This window comes from Streptomyces griseorubiginosus (assembly GCF_001514195.1).
GTDB lineage: Bacteria > Actinomycetota > Actinomycetes > Streptomycetales > Streptomycetaceae > Streptomyces > Streptomyces griseorubiginosus.
Genome location: NZ_KQ948734.1, coordinates 409,907 through 427,533 on the forward strand (window position 1 = coordinate 409,907; position 17,627 = coordinate 427,533).

Sequence of the window (17,627 nt, forward strand, 5' to 3'; positions counted from 1 at the left end):
GCAGACAACGAACCGCGAGATCACTGATAGGGACGGAAGCGCGTGGACCTGTTCGAGTACCAGGCGAGGGACCTCTTCGCCAAGCACGATGTACCGGTGCTGGCCGGTGAAGTCATCGACACGCCTGAGGCGGCCCGCGCAGCCACCGAGCGCCTCGGTGGCAAGTCCGTAGTCAAGGCCCAGGTGAAGGTCGGCGGCCGCGGCAAGGCGGGTGGCGTCAAGCTCGCCGCCACCGCCGACGAGGCCGTGGAGCACGCCACCAACATCCTCGGCATGGACATCAAGGGCCACACGGTCCACAAGGTGATGATCGCCGAGACGGCCCCGGAGATCGTGGAGGAGTACTACGTCTCCTTCCTCCTGGACCGTGCGAACCGCACCTTCCTCTCCATCGCGTCCGTCGAGGGCGGCATGGAGATCGAGGAGGTGGCGGAGACCCGCCCCGAGGCCGTCGCCAAGACGCCGATCGACGCCAACGAGGGTGTCACCCCGGCCAAGGCCCGCGAGATCGTCGAGGCCGCGAACTTCCCGGCCGAGGTCGCCGACAAGGTCGCCGACGTCCTGGTCACGCTGTGGAAGACCTTCGTCGAGGAGGACGCCCTCCTGGTCGAGGTCAACCCGCTGGCCAAGGTCGCCTCCGGTGACGTCATCGCCCTGGACGGCAAGGTCTCCCTCGACGAGAACGCCGAGTTCCGTCAGCCGGAGCACGAGGCCCTCCAGGACAAGGACTCCGCGAACCCGCTGGAGGCCGCCGCCAAGGCCAAGAACCTCAACTACGTCAAGCTCGACGGCGAGGTCGGCATCATCGGCAACGGCGCGGGTCTCGTCATGAGCACCCTGGACGTCGTCGCGTACGCCGGTGAGGCGCACGGTGGCGTCAAGCCCGCCAACTTCCTCGACATCGGCGGTGGCGCCTCCGCCGCCGTGATGGCGAACGGCCTGGAGATCATCCTCGGCGACCCGGACGTCAAGTCCGTGTTCGTCAACGTCTTCGGCGGCATCACCGCGTGCGACGAGGTCGCCAACGGCATCGTGCAGGCGCTCCAGCTGCTCGCGGACAAGGGCGAGGAAGTCACCAAGCCCCTCGTCGTCCGTCTCGACGGCAACAACGCCGAGCTGGGTCGCAAGATCCTCTCCGACGCCAACCACCCGCTGGTCCAGCGCGTGGACACCATGGACGGCGCGGCCGACAAGGCCGCCGAGCTCGCGGCTGCGAAGTAAGGGAAGAGGGACAGACAAGCCATGGCTATCTTCCTCGACAAGGACTCCAAGGTCATCGTCCAGGGCATGACCGGTGCCACGGGCATGAAGCACACCAAGCTCATGCTGGCCGACGGCACCAACATCGTCGGCGGCGTGAACCCCCGCAAGGCGGGCACGTCGGTCGACATCGACGGCAACGAGATCCCGGTCTTCGGCACGGTCGCCGAGGCGATCGAGAAGACGGGCGCGAACGTGTCCGTCCTCTTCGTGCCGCCGGCCTTCGCCAAGGCGGCCGTCGTCGAGGCCATCGACGCCGAGATCCCGCTCGCGGTCGTCATCACCGAGGGCATCGCGGTCCACGACTCGGCCGCGTTCTACGCGTACGCCGTGTCCAAGGGCAACAAGACCCGGATCATCGGCCCGAACTGCCCCGGTCTCATCACCCCGGGCCAGTCGAACGCCGGCATCATCCCGGGCGACATCACCAAGCCGGGCCGCATCGGTCTGGTCTCGAAGTCCGGCACGCTGACGTACCAGATGATGTACGAGCTGCGTGACATCGGCTTCTCCTCCGCCGTCGGCATCGGTGGCGACCCGGTCATCGGCACCACGCACATCGACGCGCTCGCCGCGTTCGAGGCCGACCCCGACACCGACCTGATCGTGATGATCGGTGAGATCGGTGGCGACGCCGAGGAGCGCGCGGCAGCGTTCATCAAGGAGAACGTGACCAAGCCGGTCGTCGGCTACGTCGCGGGCTTCACCGCGCCCGAGGGCAAGACGATGGGCCACGCCGGTGCCATCGTCTCCGGCTCCTCCGGCACGGCCGCCGCGAAGAAGGAGGCCCTCGAGGCCGCCGGCGTCAAGGTCGGCAAGACGCCGACCGAGACGGCGAAGCTGGCGCGGGAGATCCTCGCCGGCTGAACGGTACGAAGCTGAACGTTCGATGGGCTCGCTCCGTGGGTTGGGGCGGGCCCATCGCGCCTGATGGGGTGCCTCACTGTGTGGTCTGGCGGCTGCGGGTGCTTTGTGGCTGGTCGCGCAGTTCCCCGCGCCCCTAAAAGAGACTTCCACCGCACCTGCTCAAGGGGCGCGGGGAACTGCGCGACCAGCCCCCACCGGCCCGCAGCCCGCCGCTAATGAGCAAGCGGCACCACCCTCTCCGGCCCGTTCCCCATCGACTCGCGCAGCTTCCTCCGCAACGACACCTCCGACTCCGACAACGCCCCCTGCCCCACCCGCGGCGGCACCCCCTGGATCTCCGCCCCCGGTGCCACCGGCGGTTCGTAGTGGGTCGGGGCCGTCCGGACCGTGAGCGCCGTCGTGCCGATCAGCGCCACCGTGAAGGCGATCGCCGCCCGGGTCCAGAAACGGGCCCGGCGTTCGCCGCCGTTGCGCACGGTGGGCGGCTTCGACGCGTGGAGCCGTTCATGGGCGGCCAGCGAGGTGAGGCGCTCGTGCAGGGCGGACGGGTCGGCCAGGTCGGGAAGCCGGGCCGCGATCGCCGCGCGCGCGTTCATCAGCCGGCTCGCGGTCGTCGGCGTGCTCGCCTCCGTCTCCGCCGCCGTCTCCGGAAGATCGAGGCCGAGACCGTCGTACAGCAGGAGGGAACGCCGTTGCGGCGGCGGGAGTTCCAGGAGTGCGGCCATCAGCGGGCGGTCGGACGGGTCGGCGGCCGGCGGCTCGTGGCGCCGGTGGCGGGGGTGGAACCGGTGCCAGGGGGAGAGGGCGTACTCGTACGTCATGGCCCGCATCCAGCCCGCCGGGTCCGGGTCCACCGCCACCTCGGGCCAGCGCTGCCAGGCGAGTTGGAAGGCCCGTTCGACCGACTCGCGGGCGAGTTCGCGGCGGCCGGTGAGCAGATAGGCCTGCCGGACGAGCGCGGGGGCGCAGAACGCGTACAGCGCGTCGAAGGCCTGAGCGGGTGTCAGGGAAGCGGGGGAAGGCTCCAGTTCCGCCGTCACAGCACACCCCTTCGTACGAAAAAGTACATAGTCGTATATTGAGCGACACATCGGTTGTTCGCGTGTTGCGTCGTGAAAGCGCGTGTCGTTGGGAGCATGGCGGGCGTGATCGAGATGACCGCTCGCCGTACGTCGTTGTCGCCCCTGCTCACCCGGTTGCGCGACCGAACGCCCGGCTTGGCCGCCAGCCTCCTGGGTGGTGCGGTCGCCGCGGGCCTCGGGCTCGGTTCGTTCGCCGTGCTGGTGATGGTGCTGTGGATCAGCTCGCCCTATCCCGACAGCGGCCCCGGCGGGGCGCTGCACGTGGCCGCGGCCCTGTGGCTGCTGGCTCACGGCGCCGAACTGGTCCGTACGGACACCCTCTCCGGTGTGCCGGCCCCCGTGGGGGTGACCCCGATGCTGCTGCTAGCGCTGCCGCTGTGGCTGGTGCACCGGGCCGCGCGGGACGTGGCCTCGGGGGACGAGGCACCGCCGCCCGCGTCCGGGCGCACGGCGTGGACCGGGGTCGTGCTCGGCTACCTCGCCGTCGGCGCGGCCGCCTCGCTGTACGCGTCCGGCGGCGCGCTGCGGCCCTCGTGGCCATGGGTCTGTGTGTGCCTGCCCGTCGTCGCCATGGGTGCGGCCGGGGCGGGGGTATGGACGGCGTACGGCCGCCCCGGCGACGCCCTCGACAGCGTGCTGGTGCTGCTGCCCCCGGGGTTGCGGCGGTATGTGCTCGGGGTCGAGGCGAGGGCACGGCTCGCCGTCGCGGCCCGTGCCGCGGGGGCCGGGGTCGCCGCGCTCACCGGGGGCGGGGCGGCGGTGCTGGGGGTGTCGCTGGTGGTGCACGGCGAGGCCACCCGGGGCTCCTTCCTCCAGCTGACGGAGGGATGGTCGGGGCGGTTCGCCGTGCTGCTGCTCTGTGCCGCGCTGGTGCCGAACGCGGCGGTGTGGGCGGTGGGTTATGCCGCCGGGCCAGGATTCGTCCTGGGCGCGGGACATGTGGTGGGGCCGCTGACCTCGGACCCCGCGCCGCTGCTGCCGCCGTTCCCGCTGCTCGCGGCGGTGCCGGAGGCGGGGCCTGAGGGACCGGTGCACTGGGCGGTGGCGGGGGTGCCGCTGGTGGCCGGGGTGGTGCTGGGCTGGTTCGTGGGGCGGGCCGCCGACACCGGGTGGTCGCGGGGACGGACCGCGGGGGCCGTGTGCTGGGCCGCGGTGCTGTGCGCCGCAGCGGTCGCCGTGCTCGCCGTGCTGGCCGGCGGGCCGCTCGGGGTGGGGGCGCTGGCCCGGTTCGGGCCGGTGTGGTGGCAGGTCGGCGGCGCGGTGGCCGTGTGGCTCGTGGCCGTGGGCGTGCCGGTGGGGCTGGGGGTCCGGGCCTGGCGGGGACGTACGCGCGGCGGGGTGCGGGCGTGGGCGGGGGGCCTGTTCACCCGGCGCGAGGCAGCGGGGGCGACCCGAACGGCTCCCGGAGCGCGGTCGCGGATGCGGGGTCTCCTCACCCGGCGGAAGGCGGTCGACGCCCCCCTTGCGGCTCCCGGGACCACACCGTCCTGGACCGCACCTGACAACGGCCAGGTGCAGCCGAGCGGTCCCCACGACACCCCATTCGACCAGGGCCGCGTCCCAGGCCGCCCCGATCAGGCGGGCGCTCCGGCCCGGGAAGACGTTCCCGACGACGAGGACGACACCTACGAGCCGTACGAAGTGCTCCCCGCCGACCCGGCGCCGAGCCCGTTCCTCAAGTCCAGCCCGTTCCCCGCGCCGAGCCCGACCCCCGCGCCGAGCCCGACCCCCGCGCCGAGCCCGTCCCTCTCACCCGATCCGTTCCCCGCACCGGCCGCCCCCTGGTACGAGGACGCGGCCCACGAGGCCCGCTGGGCCGCGCTGCTGGAGGAGCCGGCGGACGAGCCCGACGAGCCCGACGAGCCCGACGAGCCCCGCCCGGCCGACTGACCGGCCCGGCCCACTGACCTCAGCTGTCGACGCCCAGCAGGGGCCGGAGCTGCTTCGGCAGCAGGTCCGAGCAGGACTGCTGGGCCTGGTTGGTGAGGGCGTCGTTGACGCAGGTGTAGTAGTCGTCGTAGACCAGCCGCGTGGTGAAGCTCGCCGCCACGAAGAGGATGGCCAGGGAGGCGGTGACCAGGCCGGTCATGGCCGCCGTGGTCTGGGGGCGTGCGGACTGCGGCGGGGCGGGGGTGTTCGGGTCGGGGGTGCGGGGCTTGGCGCGCAGGGCGCTGCCGCCCCAGTACAGGGCGAGGGCACCCAGCAGCAGCCCCACGGGCTGCCAGCCGTAGAGGACGAAGAAGAAGGCCCACATCCCGGACAGCAGGGCGTAGCGGGCGCGGCGCTGGGCCGGGTCCGTCGGGTCCCAGCGCATGCCGGGGCCGCTGCCGCCCTTGTCCTCCTGGCCGCCGCCGGGATTCAGGCCGGGGCGGTCCCCGAAGCCGCCGTCGGAGCGGCCCGGCTGGCGGTCGCTCCACTGACTGCCCCAGGGGGTGTAACCGCTTCTGTCGTCGCCCTCGGAGCCTTCGGAGCCCTCCGGGCCCTTTGAGCCTTCGGGGCGGCGCGGCTGCCACGGGCGGTCCGGGGTGCCCTCCGGCGGCGGGGCGAAGGGGTTGTCCTCGTCGGCTCGACCGCCCTGCCCCTCGCCGTTCTTCCTGCCGGAGGACGGCGCGTCCGGCGGTGACGTGGGCTGCTCCCTCAGCAGCACGCCGCTGCGCCCCCCTCCCTGCACCGAGTGCTGGGGGAGCGTGAGGAGTCGCAGGCTGCGGTCCGACATCAAGTGAGCGTCTTCCCCTAGGAGTACGAGTCGTCTGGCGAGAGCCGTCACTGCGTCAACGCACCGCACACCGCCCGCGTTCCCGGAGAGGCCCCTGGCAGACGCTACCTTCCGGCCACGCCCCCGTCCCGTGGGGGCCTTCCGGTGTGCCGGTATCGTTGCTGACGGTCGGCCGCTTCGTAGGCTTCCCCGTATACCGGGGCTCGATGCATTCGTACGACCGTACAAAAGATCCCCCGAGAAAGGGCCCCATCGTGGCCGAGCCGGTCAAGCGACTGGTCGTGCTGGTCTCCGGATCCGGTACGAACCTCCAGGCGCTCCTCGACGCCATCGCGACGATCGGCGTCGATGCCTACGGTGCCGAGATCGTCGCGGTCGGCGCGGACCGCGGGGACATCGAGGGGCTCGCGCGTGCCGAGCGGGCCGGGCTGCCGACCTTCGTGTGCAGGGTCAAGGACTTCGGGACCCGCGAGGAGTGGGACACCGCCCTCGCCGAGGCCGTCTCCGCCCACGAACCCGACCTCGTGGTGTCCGCCGGGTTCATGAAGATCGTGGGCAAGGAGTTCCTCGCCCGCTTCGGCGGGCGGTTCGTGAACACCCACCCCGCGCTGCTGCCCAGTTTTCCCGGCGCCCACGGCGTCCGTGACGCGCTCGCGTACGGAGCCCGGGTCACCGGCTGCACCGTCCACTTCGTCGACGACGGCGTCGACACCGGACCGATCATCGCCCAGGGCGTGGTGGAGATCCGGGACGAGGACGACGAGAGCGCTCTGCACGAGCGCATCAAGGAAGTCGAGCGAAGGCTGCTCGTCGAGGTCGTGGGGCGGCTCGCCCGCAACGGCTATCGCATTGAGGGACGAAAGGTAGTTATCCAGTGACCGCCGAGAACAAGCGGCCCCTTCGCCGGGCGCTCATCAGCGTCTACGACAAGACCGGCCTCGAGGACCTCGCGCGCGGCCTGCACGAGGCGGGCGTGGAGCTCGTCTCCACCGGGTCCACCGCCGGCCGTATCGCCGCCGCCGGCGTCCCCGTCACCAAGGTCGAGGAGCTCACCGGCTTCCCCGAGTGCCTGGACGGCCGGGTCAAGACCCTGCACCCGCGCGTGCACGCCGGCATCCTCGCCGACCTGCGCCTCGACAGCCACCGCGAGCAGCTCGCGGAGCTGGGTGTCGAGCCCTTCGACCTCGTCGTCGTGAACCTCTACCCGTTCCGCGAGACCGTCGCCTCCGGTGCCTCCCCCGACGAGTGCGTCGAGCAGATCGACATCGGCGGCCCCTCCATGGTGCGTGCCGCCGCCAAGAACCACCCCTCGGTCGCCGTCGTCACCAGCCCCGAGCGGTACGCCGACGTCCTGGCCGCGGTCAAGGACGGCGGCTTCGACCTCGCCACCCGCAAGCGGCTCGCCGCCGAGGCGTTCCGGCACACCGCCGAGTACGACATCGCGGTCTCCAGCTGGTTCGCCAGCGCCTACGCCCCCGCCGACGACTCGCAGTTCCCCGAGTTCATCGCGGCCGCCCTGGAGCGCAAGAGCACCCTGCGCTACGGCGAGAACCCGCACCAGCCCGCCGCCCTCTACGTCGACGGCACGGGTGTCGGTCTCGCCGAGGCCGAGCAGCTGCACGGCAAGGAGATGTCGTACAACAACTACACGGACACGGACGCCGCCCGCCGTGCCGCGTACGACCACACCGAGCCGGCCGTCGCCATCATCAAGCACGCCAACCCCTGCGGTATCGCGGTCGGTTCGGACGTCGCCGAGGCGCACCGCAAGGCGCACGCGTGTGACCCGCTGTCGGCGTTCGGCGGTGTGATCGCGGTGAACCGTCCGGTCTCCAAGGAGATGGCCGAGCAGGTCGCCGAGATCTTCACCGAGGTCATCGTGGCGCCGGACTACGAGGAGGGCGCCCTGGAGGCGCTCGCCAAGAAGAAGAACATCCGCGTCCTGAAGGCCCCGGCCGCCCCCGCGCACCCCGCCGAGGTCAAGCCGATCGACGGCGGCGCGCTCCTCCAGGTCACCGACCGTCTCCAGGCCGAGGGCGACGACCCGGCGAACTGGACCCTGGCGACCGGCGAGGCGCTGAGCGCGGACGAGCTGGCCGACCTCGCGTTCGCCTGGCGGGCCTGCCGGGCCGTCAAGTCCAACGCCATCCTGCTCGCCAAGGACGGCGCCTCGGTCGGCGTCGGCATGGGCCAGGTCAACCGCGTCGACTCCGCGAAGCTCGCCGTCGAGCGGGCCGGTGCCGAGCGCGCGCAGGGCTCGTACGCCGCCTCGGACGCCTTCTTCCCGTTCCCGGACGGCCTGGAGGTCCTCCTGGAGGCCGGTGTGAAGGCGGTCGTCCAGCCGGGCGGCTCGGTCCGTGACGAACTCGTCGTGGAGGCCGCGAAGAAGGCGGGCGTCACGATGTACTTCACCGGGACGCGCCACTTCTTCCACTGACACACAGCCGTGCGGTTGATGCACGGCCGAGGGCGGCGCTACGTCGAACTGCGCAGCGCCGCCCACGTGTAGGGCCCCACCTGGCCGTCGACCTCCAGCCCCTTGGCGCTCTGGAACTGCTTCACCGCCGACCGGGTGTCCTTGCCGAACTCGCCGTCCACGCCCGAACTCCCCACGCTGTAGCCGCGTTTGGTGAGCATGCACTGCACCTGGACGACCCGCTGGCCCTTGTCGCCGTACTCGGTCTGTTCGGTGCCCGAGTAGTAGGTGCAGCCGGATATCCAGGCGGGGTCGGCCGGGGGCGCGGTGGTCCTGGTGACCGTGGCGGTGGGGGTGGGTGCGGGCGGGTTGTCGCCGCCGGCCCGGGTCGTGGTCGGGGACGGTGTGCTGTCCGGTTCCGGGCTGGTCCTCTCCACGGTGACCTGCTGGTCCTTGCCCTTGTCCTTGTCCTTCTTCTCTTCGTCCTCTTGGGCGGAGGCGGAGGCCGAAGGGGAGGCGCTGGGCTGCGAGGAGGCCGGTGCGGTCGATGCCGTGGCGCCGGCCGAGCCCGTCGGGGCGGCCACGGCGGGGGACTCGAGGCCCGGCCGGGTGAGCAGGAAGGCGCCGACGGCCACCGCCCCGACGGCGATGCCCGCGACGCCGGCCATGAGGGGCCTCCTGCGTCTGCCGTTCCGGGAAGCGGTCGGCGCGGGAGCATGGGAGACCACCGGCTGGGTGGGCGTACGGAAGGGACCGTTCCCCGCGGGCAGGTCCGCCAGCACCGCGCACCCCTGCTGCCGCTCGCGGAGCCGGGCGGCGAGCGGTTCCTGCCAGTGGGAGGCGCGGCCGTGCCCGGCGGCCGTGGCGGCGTCGGTCAGCTGCCGCGGAGCGGGCCGCCCGGCGGGGTCCTTGGCCAGGCAGGCGGTCAGCAGCGCGGCCAACGCGGGGTCCGACTGGGCGAGTTCGTCCATGACCTCGGCGTCGGGCGCCTCGAAGGCGACCCGGTGCATGACGTCCACGCCGGTCCCGTCGCCGAAGGGGGCGTGCCCGGTGGCGGCGTAGACGAGGGTGCAGCCGAGCGAGAAGACGTCGGAGGCGGCGTCGCAGCGGCCCTCGCGCAGGTACTCGGGCGCCATGTACGCGGCCGTGCCCACCCGGTTGCCGGTCGTGGTGATCGCGCTGCTGTCGGCGGCGCGGGAGATGCCGAAGTCGATGACGTGCGCGCCCCGCGGGGACAGGATCACGTTGGACGGCTTGAGGTCCCGGTGCACCACCCCGGCGGCGGTCAGCGCCGACAGCGCCTCGCCGAGCTCCGCCACGAGCCGCCACACCCCGGCCGGCTCCATCAGCCCGCACTCGCGCACGGCGTCCACGAGGGTGAGGCCCGGCAGGTACTCGGTGGACATCCACAGCAGGGCGTCGTCGAACCCCGTGCCCAGCAGGTGCGGTGCGCGGGGTGTGCGGACCCGCCCGTGCACGGCGGCCTCCCGCTCGAACCGCCGGCGGAAATCCGGCCCTTCGGCGTACTCGGGCCGGATCACCTTCACGGCGGCCAGCCCCGGCCTGCCGTCCGCGTGCCGGGCCAGATAGACCCGGCCCATGCCACCGCTGCCGAGCAGGCCGAGCGGGGCGTACGGGCCGATGCGCGGGGGATCGGTGGGCAGCAGCGGGGCCGCGCCCACCTGCCGCAGGGCGGTGTCACCGGCCGCCGGTGTGTCTGTCACGGTTCCCCGACCTGCCTCATAGATCCACAACGTGCTCACGTGTCACGCCAGTTGACGGACGAGAGGCTACCGTCCGGCACCGGGGAGCGCGGGGATACGGGGGGAACACGGGGGCCCGGGACACCCGGGGAACGGGCGCCGGGAACACCTGGGGACCGGCGCCCGGGGCAGCCGGGGAAGACAGGCGCAGCACGCCCCGGGGCCGTGTCAGGTGTGACACGGCCCCGGGGAGAGTGGCGTGGCGGCGGCACGCACGGCCGTCCGCCGTCGATCGTGGTGCGGCGAAGCTCAGTTGGTGCGGATCACGATGGTCGAGCACACCTTGTCGGCGAAGGTCTGACGCTTGGCGTCCCAGGCCGGCCACAGCCAGCCGAGGTAGCACGCCAGGCTGTCCAGGAAGTGCGCGAGGCGGCGGACGAAGGCCATGCCGACGCCGATGGGCTGTCCGTCCAACTCCCGCACCAGACGGATGCCGAGGGCCTTCTTGCCCAGCGTCTGGCCGTTCTTGCCCTCGATGATCAGCTGGTAGATCGCGAGACCGAGGAGCGCGAGGCCGCCGATCGCCGACAGGGCGCCCATCTTGGCGTTGGCCCCGACGATGACGAGGACGTACGGCACCGCGAACACGAGCATGTCGACCAGGAAGCCGAGGAAGCGCTGGCCCCAGTTGGCGTACGGCGGCTGGCCGCCGTAGCCCGGCTGCTGCGGGTAGCCGTAGGCGGAGGCCGGGACCTGCGGCGCCTGCGGGTAGCCGTAACCGGGCTGCTGCGGGTAGCCCTGCTGCGGCGGCACGCCCTGCGGGGCCTGCTGCGGGTAGCCGTAACCGGGCTGCTGGGGCTGCTGCGGCTGCTGGGGGTAGCCGTAACCCGGCTGCGGCTGCTGGGGGTTCTGCGGCTTCTCGTACGGGTTGTTGGGCGAGCCGAAACTCATGGTGGGAATCCTCCGGGAACGCAAAGGGGACGTTGCGGAATTGTGCGGAGGAACGTCACGAAATGAAGCGGTATGCCCCCCGAACATCAGCCGCGATACAGCGCCCTCCATGCTTCTAGGAGAGAAGAGGGCTTGTCCAGGTGCATTGCGATGTGTTGTGCAAGTGCAACCCGGATTGGAACCCTGATTGGAACCCGGGGCCGGTCATCCGGGAGGATGGGGTCATGACCGCCCAGATTCTCGATGGCAAGGCCACCGCAGCCGCGATCAAGTCCGATCTGACCGCCCGCGTGGCGGCGCTGAAGGAGAAGGGCGTCACGCCCGGCCTCGGCACGATCCTGGTCGGGAGCGATCCCGGCAGTCAGAAGTACGTCGCCGGCAAGCACCGCGACTGCGCGGAGGTCGGCATCGCCTCCATTCAGCGCGAGCTGCCGGAGACGGCCACGCAGGAGGAGATCGAGGCGGTCGTCCGCGAGCTGAACGCCGACCCCGCCTGCACCGGCTACATCGTCCAGCTCCCGCTGCCCAAGGGCATCGACGAGAACCGCATCCTGGAGCTCATGGACCCGGACAAGGACGCGGACGGGCTGCACCCCATGAACCTCGGGCGCCTGGTCCTCAACGAGCCGGCCCCGCTGCCCTGCACCCCCAACGGCGTCCTCACCCTGCTGCGCCGCTACGGCGTCGAGATCAAGGGCGCGGAGGTCGTGGTCGTCGGCCGCGGTGTCACCATCGGCCGCCCGATGCCCCTCCTGCTGACCCGCCGCAGCGAGAACGCGACGGTGACCCAGTGCCACACCGGCACCCGGGACCTCTCCGCGCACCTCAAGCGCGCCGACATCATCGTCGCCGCCGCAGGTTCCGCCCACCTGATCCGCCCCGAGGACGTGAAGCCGGGCGCCGCCGTCCTCGACGTCGGCGTCTCCCGCAACGCCGAGGGCAAGATCGTCGGAGACGTCCACCCGGGCGTGGCCGAGGTCGCCGGCTTCATCTCCCCCAACCCGGGCGGCGTCGGCCCGATGACCCGCGCCCAGCTGCTCGTCAACGTGGTCGAGGCGGCGGAGCGCGGTGTCGGCTGAGGAACGGGGACCGAAGGAGCGGCGGATGGCGGCGCGGGCGACCGGGACGGCGGGCTCCGCGGGGCCGGCCGGGTCGGCGCGGGCCCAGGACGCCGGTTCCGGGCGGGCCCGGGACGGCGCTTCGGCGCAGGGCCAGGACGCCGGTTCGGTGGTGCGGGCTCAGGACGAGGGGCCGGCGCAGGATCAGGACGCCGGTTCGGTGCGGGCCCAGGACGCCGGTTCGGCTCATGTCCAGGATGACGGGGAGCCCGGGGCGGGGTCGGTGAGGGCCGGGAAGGCTCAGGAGTCCGGTGCGGCGGTTCCTGCCGCCGAGCGGGCCGACGGCGCCGACGGTGAGCCGGACCCCGCGGGCGACCCCGAGTCGGAGGCCGACATCGTCGTACGGGACGCGATCAGCGCGCCCGACGTCGACGGCGTGCCACGGCGGGCCACCCGGCGGTTTCCGCTGTTCACCAGGGACACCGCGCGCCCCGAGGGCGGCGGCCGGGCCGCGCCGCGGGACGCTCCGGCGCCCGCCCGGCAGTGGCCGGTGCTCGCCGTGTCGGCCGCGGTGGGCCTCGGACTGCTGCTGACGGCGCTCGACTCGTTCCGGGTCGGCACGCTGCTGATCGGGCTGGCCCTGCTCGCCGGTGCCGTGCTGCGCTGGCTGGTGCCCGACGTCGGCATGCTGGCCGTGCGCTCCCGCTTCACCGACATCGCGACCTACGGCGTGCTCGGCACCGCGATCGTCCTGCTGGCGATGATGGTGCAGCCGGACCCGTGGCTGGTGATCCCGTTCCTCAAGGACACCCTGCACTTCACGGTCACCAACAGCTGATCCCCGCGGGGGAGGCGCGGCGGTCCGCCCCCTCCCCCGATGAGGGACGGACCGCCGGCGCGCTCCACCCTCCCGCGCGGCGAGCGGGCTGTTCAACCGCTGTCGGTCCGCTGTGGCAGAGCAGTGACGGTTCCGGCACGGAGTGGGTGACCTGCCACGACCGCCCCGCGGCCAGGAACCGATCCGGCCCCCGACGTCGTCACTTGCCTGGGAGCAGGTGCGGACGCCGCGGAGGTGGGCGATGAGTGGCTGGCAGGCGCTGCCCGACGATCTGCCGCCGGAGGTGCGGCACTTCGTCGAGCAGCTCAGGCGGCTCAAGGACCGCACCGGGCTCAGCCTGGTCGCGCTCGGCGCCCGCACCGCCTACAGCAAGTCCTCCTGGCACCGCTACCTCAACGCCACCCAGCCGCCGCCCCGGCAGGCCGTCGCCGCGCTGTGCCGGATCGCCGGCCTCGACGGCACCGACGCCGAACGCCTCACCGTGCGCTGGGAGCTGGCGGTGCAGGCCTGGCCCCGGCCGGCCTCGGCCACGGAGGGCGACAGGGGCTCCGCCACCGTGGGCGGGAAGGTCTCCGGCGGCGAGCGCCGTGAGGTCTCCGGCGGCGAGGGATACGAGGACGACCCCACACTGCCGTGGTGGGACGAGCCGCCCCGTCGGAAGCCCGGCGGGATCAACCGGCTGCTGCTGGCCGCCGTCCTGCTGCTGGTGCTGCTGCTGGCGGTGGGGATCGCCGGTGCCGTGGCCTCTGGGTGAGCCGGGAACTGCCGTGGCGGGCGTTATTTCCGATGTGTTCCTCGTGTGGCGATGTATTGACAAGTTTGCGGTTTTGACACGGCACTGTTCGACAGCGTCGATAACGTGTCGAACTTGCCGATACACCCGTGCGCACGTGCCCGGAATGCTGGGATCCTTGCAGCGCACGTGAGCACCACAGCACCGACCGGGGGGAAAGAGGGGGGAGCAATGCCTCGTTGGAAGGCCTTGCCTGAAGACATCGATCCGCAGATCAGGGAGTTCGCGAGCCAGTTGCGGCGGCTCGTCGACCGCAGCGGCCTGAGCATCGCGGCCGTCGCCGACCGCACGGGTTACAGCAAGACGTCCTGGGAGCGGTATCTGAACGGCCGGCTGCTCGCGCCGAAGGGCGCGATCGTCGCCCTGGCCGAGGTCACCGGCACCAGTCCCATTCATCTGACCACGATGTGGGAGCTGGCCGAACGCGCCTGGAGCCGTTCGGAGATGCGGCACGACATGACCATGGAGGCCATCCGGATCTCCCAGGCGCGGGCCGCGCTCGGCGAGTTCGGGGCGCCGCCCGCGCCCGCCAAGGGCGGTGGGACGGCCCGCAGGAGCGGCAGCGCGACGGTGACACCGGGGGTGGCGGGACCGGCCGGGGTCGCGCCGACGGTGCCGCCGCAGCCGACGGAGTCGGAGGCCGACCGCGGTTCCTCGGGCGGCAACTCCTGGGGGCTGGCCGGTTACCAGGGCCCGTCGCGGGCGTCTTCGGGACGTACGGCCGCCGCGGCCGCGCCCGTCCAGGCCGACGGGCCGGGGCGGACGCCGGGTGCGCCGGGACCGTACGACGAGCCGCAGGACGCGCGGCCGGGGGGCGGGGCGTCCGACGGTTCCACCGGTTCGGACGGCTCTGCCGGTTCCGGCGGCTCCGGAGGGAAGCGGCGGCTGACGATGTTCCTCGCAGGGGTCGTCGGGGTGCTGGTCGTGGTCGCCGCCGTGTTCTTCCTGACCGACCCGGGCGGCGACAAGAAGCCGGGGGCCGGCAAGTCCCCGTCGCCGTCCGCCTCCACCTCCGTCTCGCTGCCCGCGGGGGTGAAGTGCAGCGGCCAGGGGTGCACCGGGAAGGACGCCGAGGCGATGGGGTGCAGCGGGAACCTGGTGACCACCGCCAAGACCGCGACCGTGGGGGCGGCGGTGGTCGAGGTGCGGTACAGCGAGACCTGCGGGGCGGCGTGGGGGAGGGTCACCCAGGCGGGGCAGGGGGACAAGGTCGAGGTGAGTGCGGGGAAGGTGGTCGAGGAGAGCGGGAGCATCACCGAGGCGGGGGACACCATTGCCTATACGCCGATGGTCGCTGTGAAGGATGCGGGGGCGGCGAAGGCGTGCGTGACGCTCGCTTCGGGGCAGCGGGGGTGCACCGACTAAGGGGGTGCCGGGGGGTGCTCGTTGTCGGCTGCGGGTTTGTTGTGGCTGGTCGCGCAGTTCCCCGCGCCCCTGGGTGGGTGAATCTTCTCGGAGTGTGCATGGGCTGTTGAATCCTGGGCACGCGAACCGTACCCCCACGGGAGTCCGGACCCCGGTACCCCCATACGGCGGCCGTTTCCGTCCCCCCTCTCCCGGACGGGCGGCCGCCTCTTTGTTCGGGGCGTTGTTCGGGGCGTTGTGGGGTGGGCCACACGGACCCGGACGTTCGGGTACCCGGATGCGCGATAGCCTGACCGGTGGATCTCTTGACGCCGAGAGATCGATCAAACGTCCGGGGCAGGGACGCCCCACCGCCAGCTGTCATACGGAGAACGCCATGACCCGCACTCCCGTGAACGTCACCGTCACCGGCGCGGCCGGCCAGATCGGTTACGCCCTGCTCTTCCGCATCGCCTCCGGCCAGCTGCTCGGCGCGGACGTGCCGGTCAAGCTTCGCCTCCTGGAGATCACCCCGGCGCTCAAGGCCGCCGAGGGCACCGCGATGGAGCTCGACGACTCCGCCTTCCCGCTGCTCCAGGGCATCGACATCACGGACGACCCGAACGTCGCCTTCGACGGCACCAACGTCGGCCTGCTCGTCGGCGCCCGCCCCCGCACCAAGGGCATGGAGCGCGGTGACCTCCTCGAGGCCAACGGCGGCATCTTCAAGCCGCAGGGCAAGGCCATCAACGACCACGCCGCGGACGACGTCAAGATCCTGGTCGTCGGCAACCCGGCGAACACCAACGCGCTGATCGCCCAGGCCGCCGCCCCGGACGTACCGGCCGAGCGCTTCACCGCGATGACCCGCCTGGACCACAACCGCGCGCTGACCCAGCTCGCGAAGAAGACGGGCACCACGGTCGCCGACATCAAGCGGCTGACCATCTGGGGCAACCACTCCGCCACCCAGTACCCGGACATCTTCCACGCCACGGTCGCCGGCAAGAACGCCGCCGAGACCGTCAACGACGAGAAGTGGCTGGCCGAGGAGTTCATCCCGACCGTCGCCAAGCGCGGCGCCGCGATCATCGAGGCCCGGGGCGCGTCCTCCGCCGCGTCGGCCGCCAACGCCGCCATCGACCACGTGCACACGTGGGTCAACGGCACGGCGGACGGCGACTGGACCTCCATGGGCATCCCGTCGGACGGCTCCTACGGCGTCCCGGAGGGCCTGATCTCGTCCTTCCCGGTCACCACCAAGGACGGCGTCTACGAGATCGTCCAGGGCCTGGACATCAACGAGTTCTCCCGCGCCCGCATCGACGCGTCGGTGAAGGAGCTGGAGGAGGAGCGCGAGGCGGTGCGCGCGCTCGGCCTCATCTGATCTGCGCCTGACTCGCGCCTGATCCGCGTCCGAACCGCTCGACGCCGAGTTTTCTCGACGGCTCTGTCACGAGCGTGCACGGGCCCTGTTCCGGTTTCCGCCGGAACGGGGCCCGTGGCCGTTTTTCGCCCTACGGTCGAAGCCCTGCCCGGTGGGGTGATTCGGGGGATGCGCGATGAACGGCTGGCACGACGGGAACGGCTACGACTCCGGTTCCGCGGCGGAGCACGGACCGAGCGAGGAGCGAGGCCGAGCGGCCTGGAACTCGGGGGAGACGCAGGCGGGGGAGCGGCCGCCGTGGGCTCCGGCCGAGACGCGTGCGGGCGAGCGGCCCCCGTGGGCCTCGGCCGAGACGCAGACCTCCTTCGTGCCGCCCCGGGGCCAGGAGCTCACGCCGCCGTGGTCCGCGGCGCCGACGCAGGTCTCGCCCCTCGTACCCCTTCCGTCCGGTCCGGTGGGCTCTCCTTTCCCGCCGGCTCCCGCGAGCCCGGCGCCCCACCGGGTCGGACGCGTGTTCGCCGCCCTCGCCGTGGCCGTCCTGGTCGGGGTCGCGGTCGGTGCCGGTGTCTGGTTCCTGCTCCGGGACACCTCGCTGGGGTCTCGCTCCGGGGCGGTTCCGGCTCCGAGCGTCACGGCGGACGCGTCGTCGAAGAGGGAATCGCAGAAGGAATCGGAGTCACCCTCCCCCTCCACCTCCCCGGCCCCCGGATACCACCGCACCCTCGACCCCGTCGGGTACGCCGTCGAGGTGCCCCAGGGCTGGACCCGCACGGAGAAACAGGGCCAGGCCGCTCCCGTCGTCGCCTACGAGGACCCCGCCGACGGCCGCCGGCTCCAGATCTTCCGCCTCGCGGAGGACACTCCGGCCCGCTCCCTGGACCTGGCGGAGAACGACCCCGGCTACGGCTTCGCGCGCCAACCGGGTTCCCAGGTCCTCGACCGCGCCTCGGGAGCCACCTGGTCCGAACTCGCCTACCGCTACGACGACTCGGACCTCGGCGCCCGTCAGGTCGTCGACCACCGTTTCGAGGCCGCCGACGGCACGCTGTACGCGATCCGCGCCACCGGCCCCGCCACCCTGTCCCCGGCCCAGGTGCGCGAGCCGCTCACCAGGGCGCTGAGCTCCTTCTGCCCCACGGGGGCCCAGTGCGGCTGAGTCCAGTGCTGTTGAGCCAAGTGCGCCTGAGTCGAGTGCGGTTGAGTCACCGCCCC

15 protein-coding genes are annotated in these 17,627 nt (G+C 72.4%); 11 read left to right on the top strand and 4 right to left on the bottom strand.

Annotated elements, in window-relative coordinates; all coding sequences use genetic code 11:
- The first annotated feature begins 42 nt into the window (after positions 1 to 42).
- Both sucC and sucD read left to right on the top strand, forming a co-directional pair.
- On the top strand, positions 43 to 1,221 hold the full coding sequence (gene sucC, locus AQJ54_RS01890; protein WP_062023536.1) for an ADP-forming succinate--CoA ligase subunit beta: 1,179 nt from the start codon (positions 43 to 45) through the stop codon (positions 1,219 to 1,221).
- A gap of 21 nt (positions 1,222 to 1,242) precedes the next feature.
- The gene (gene sucD / locus AQJ54_RS01895) at positions 1,243 to 2,127 is read left to right on the top strand and encodes a succinate--CoA ligase subunit alpha (RefSeq protein WP_030317110.1); all 885 of its coding nucleotides are present in this window, start codon (positions 1,243 to 1,245) and stop codon (positions 2,125 to 2,127) included.
- A gap of 212 nt (positions 2,128 to 2,339) precedes the next feature.
- Here the strand turns inward: sucD and AQJ54_RS01900 are convergent, their stop codons facing one another.
- Complete coding sequence (locus AQJ54_RS01900) at positions 2,340 to 3,218, bottom strand: sigma factor-like helix-turn-helix DNA-binding protein (protein ID WP_062233178.1); 879 nt, start codon at positions 3,216 to 3,218, stop codon at positions 2,340 to 2,342.
- Between the two features lie 45 nt (positions 3,219 to 3,263).
- Between AQJ54_RS01900 and AQJ54_RS45995 the strand changes: the two genes are divergently transcribed.
- A complete protein-coding gene (locus AQJ54_RS45995) occupies positions 3,264 to 5,099 on the top strand; it encodes a cell division protein PerM (protein ID WP_062233181.1) in 1,836 nt (611 codons plus the stop codon).
- A gap of 19 nt (positions 5,100 to 5,118) precedes the next feature.
- Here the strand turns inward: AQJ54_RS45995 and AQJ54_RS01910 are convergent, their stop codons facing one another.
- On the bottom strand, positions 5,119 to 5,925 hold the full coding sequence (locus tag AQJ54_RS01910; protein WP_062233184.1) for a hypothetical protein: 807 nt from the start codon (positions 5,923 to 5,925) through the stop codon (positions 5,119 to 5,121).
- 206 nt (positions 5,926 to 6,131) lie between these two features.
- Here AQJ54_RS01910 and purN point away from each other — a divergent pair, with 206 nt between their 5' ends.
- Both purN and purH read left to right on the top strand, forming a co-directional pair.
- The gene (gene purN, locus AQJ54_RS01915; RefSeq protein WP_207917341.1) at positions 6,132 to 6,803 is read left to right on the top strand and encodes a phosphoribosylglycinamide formyltransferase; all 672 of its coding nucleotides are present in this window, start codon (positions 6,132 to 6,134) and stop codon (positions 6,801 to 6,803) included.
- Positions 6,800 to 8,362 carry a bifunctional phosphoribosylaminoimidazolecarboxamide formyltransferase/IMP cyclohydrolase gene (purH, locus tag AQJ54_RS01920; protein WP_062233187.1) on the top strand — a complete coding sequence of 521 codons (1,563 nt, stop codon included), beginning with the start codon at positions 6,800 to 6,802 and terminating at the stop codon, positions 8,360 to 8,362. The genes purN and purH overlap by 4 nt, the downstream gene beginning before the upstream one ends.
- A gap of 38 nt (positions 8,363 to 8,400) precedes the next feature.
- On the opposite strand, the gene AQJ54_RS01925 is transcribed toward purH, so the two are convergent.
- Both AQJ54_RS01925 and AQJ54_RS01930 read right to left on the bottom strand, forming a co-directional pair.
- On the bottom strand, positions 8,401 to 10,065 hold the full coding sequence (locus AQJ54_RS01925) for a serine/threonine-protein kinase (RefSeq protein WP_062233190.1): 1,665 nt from the start codon (positions 10,063 to 10,065) through the stop codon (positions 8,401 to 8,403).
- Between the two features lie 288 nt (positions 10,066 to 10,353).
- Positions 10,354 to 10,995, bottom strand: a complete 642-nt coding sequence (locus AQJ54_RS01930) for an RDD family protein (protein WP_062233193.1) — start codon at positions 10,993 to 10,995, stop codon at positions 10,354 to 10,356.
- Positions 10,996 to 11,219: 224 nt separating this feature from the next.
- Between AQJ54_RS01930 and AQJ54_RS01935 the strand changes: the two genes are divergently transcribed.
- The 6 genes from AQJ54_RS01935 (at position 11,220) to AQJ54_RS01960 (ending at position 17,571) form a co-directional block, all read left to right on the top strand.
- A complete protein-coding gene (locus AQJ54_RS01935) occupies positions 11,220 to 12,074 on the top strand; it encodes a bifunctional methylenetetrahydrofolate dehydrogenase/methenyltetrahydrofolate cyclohydrolase (RefSeq protein ID WP_062233196.1) in 855 nt (284 codons plus the stop codon).
- 373 nt (positions 12,075 to 12,447) lie between these two features.
- On the top strand, positions 12,448 to 12,891 hold the full coding sequence (locus tag AQJ54_RS46565; protein ID WP_062024195.1) for a DUF3017 domain-containing protein: 444 nt from the start codon (positions 12,448 to 12,450) through the stop codon (positions 12,889 to 12,891).
- A gap of 241 nt (positions 12,892 to 13,132) precedes the next feature.
- Entirely contained in the window at positions 13,133 to 13,645 is a 513-nt protein-coding gene (locus AQJ54_RS01945; protein ID WP_062023557.1) for a helix-turn-helix domain-containing protein, read from the top strand.
- A gap of 210 nt (positions 13,646 to 13,855) precedes the next feature.
- On the top strand, positions 13,856 to 15,049 hold the full coding sequence (locus AQJ54_RS01950) for a helix-turn-helix domain-containing protein (RefSeq protein ID WP_165938960.1): 1,194 nt from the start codon (positions 13,856 to 13,858) through the stop codon (positions 15,047 to 15,049).
- A gap of 376 nt (positions 15,050 to 15,425) precedes the next feature.
- A complete protein-coding gene (locus AQJ54_RS01955) occupies positions 15,426 to 16,415 on the top strand; it encodes a malate dehydrogenase (protein ID WP_030317084.1) in 990 nt (329 codons plus the stop codon).
- 175 nt (positions 16,416 to 16,590) lie between these two features.
- Complete coding sequence (locus AQJ54_RS01960) at positions 16,591 to 17,571, top strand: hypothetical protein (protein ID WP_062233201.1); 981 nt, start codon at positions 16,591 to 16,593, stop codon at positions 17,569 to 17,571.
- Positions 17,572 to 17,627 lie beyond the last annotated feature (56 nt).

Excerpts from the sequence above, each read along its gene's own strand:
- sucD (WP_030317110.1), top strand. The coding sequence starts at position 1,243 with ATGGCTATCTTCCTCGACAAGGACTCCAAGGTCATCGTCCAGGGCATG.
- AQJ54_RS01900 (WP_062233178.1), bottom strand. The coding sequence starts at position 3,218 with ATGTGTCGCTCAATATACGACTATGTACTTTTTCGTACGAAGGGGTGT.
- AQJ54_RS45995 (WP_062233181.1), top strand. The coding sequence starts at position 3,264 with ATGGCGGGCGTGATCGAGATGACCGCTCGCCGTACGTCGTTGTCGCCC.
- AQJ54_RS01910 (WP_062233184.1), bottom strand. The coding sequence starts at position 5,925 with ATGTCGGACCGCAGCCTGCGACTCCTCACGCTCCCCCAGCACTCGGTG.
- purN (WP_207917341.1), top strand. The coding sequence starts at position 6,132 with ATGCATTCGTACGACCGTACAAAAGATCCCCCGAGAAAGGGCCCCATC.
- AQJ54_RS01930 (WP_062233193.1), bottom strand. The coding sequence starts at position 10,995 with ATGAGTTTCGGCTCGCCCAACAACCCGTACGAGAAGCCGCAGAACCCC.
- AQJ54_RS01935 (WP_062233196.1), top strand. The coding sequence starts at position 11,220 with ATGACCGCCCAGATTCTCGATGGCAAGGCCACCGCAGCCGCGATCAAG.
- AQJ54_RS01945 (WP_062023557.1), top strand. The coding sequence starts at position 13,133 with ATGAGTGGCTGGCAGGCGCTGCCCGACGATCTGCCGCCGGAGGTGCGG.
- AQJ54_RS01950 (WP_165938960.1), top strand. The coding sequence starts at position 13,856 with ATGCCTCGTTGGAAGGCCTTGCCTGAAGACATCGATCCGCAGATCAGG.
- AQJ54_RS01955 (WP_030317084.1), top strand. The coding sequence starts at position 15,426 with ATGACCCGCACTCCCGTGAACGTCACCGTCACCGGCGCGGCCGGCCAG.
- AQJ54_RS01960 (WP_062233201.1), top strand. The coding sequence starts at position 16,591 with ATGAACGGCTGGCACGACGGGAACGGCTACGACTCCGGTTCCGCGGCG.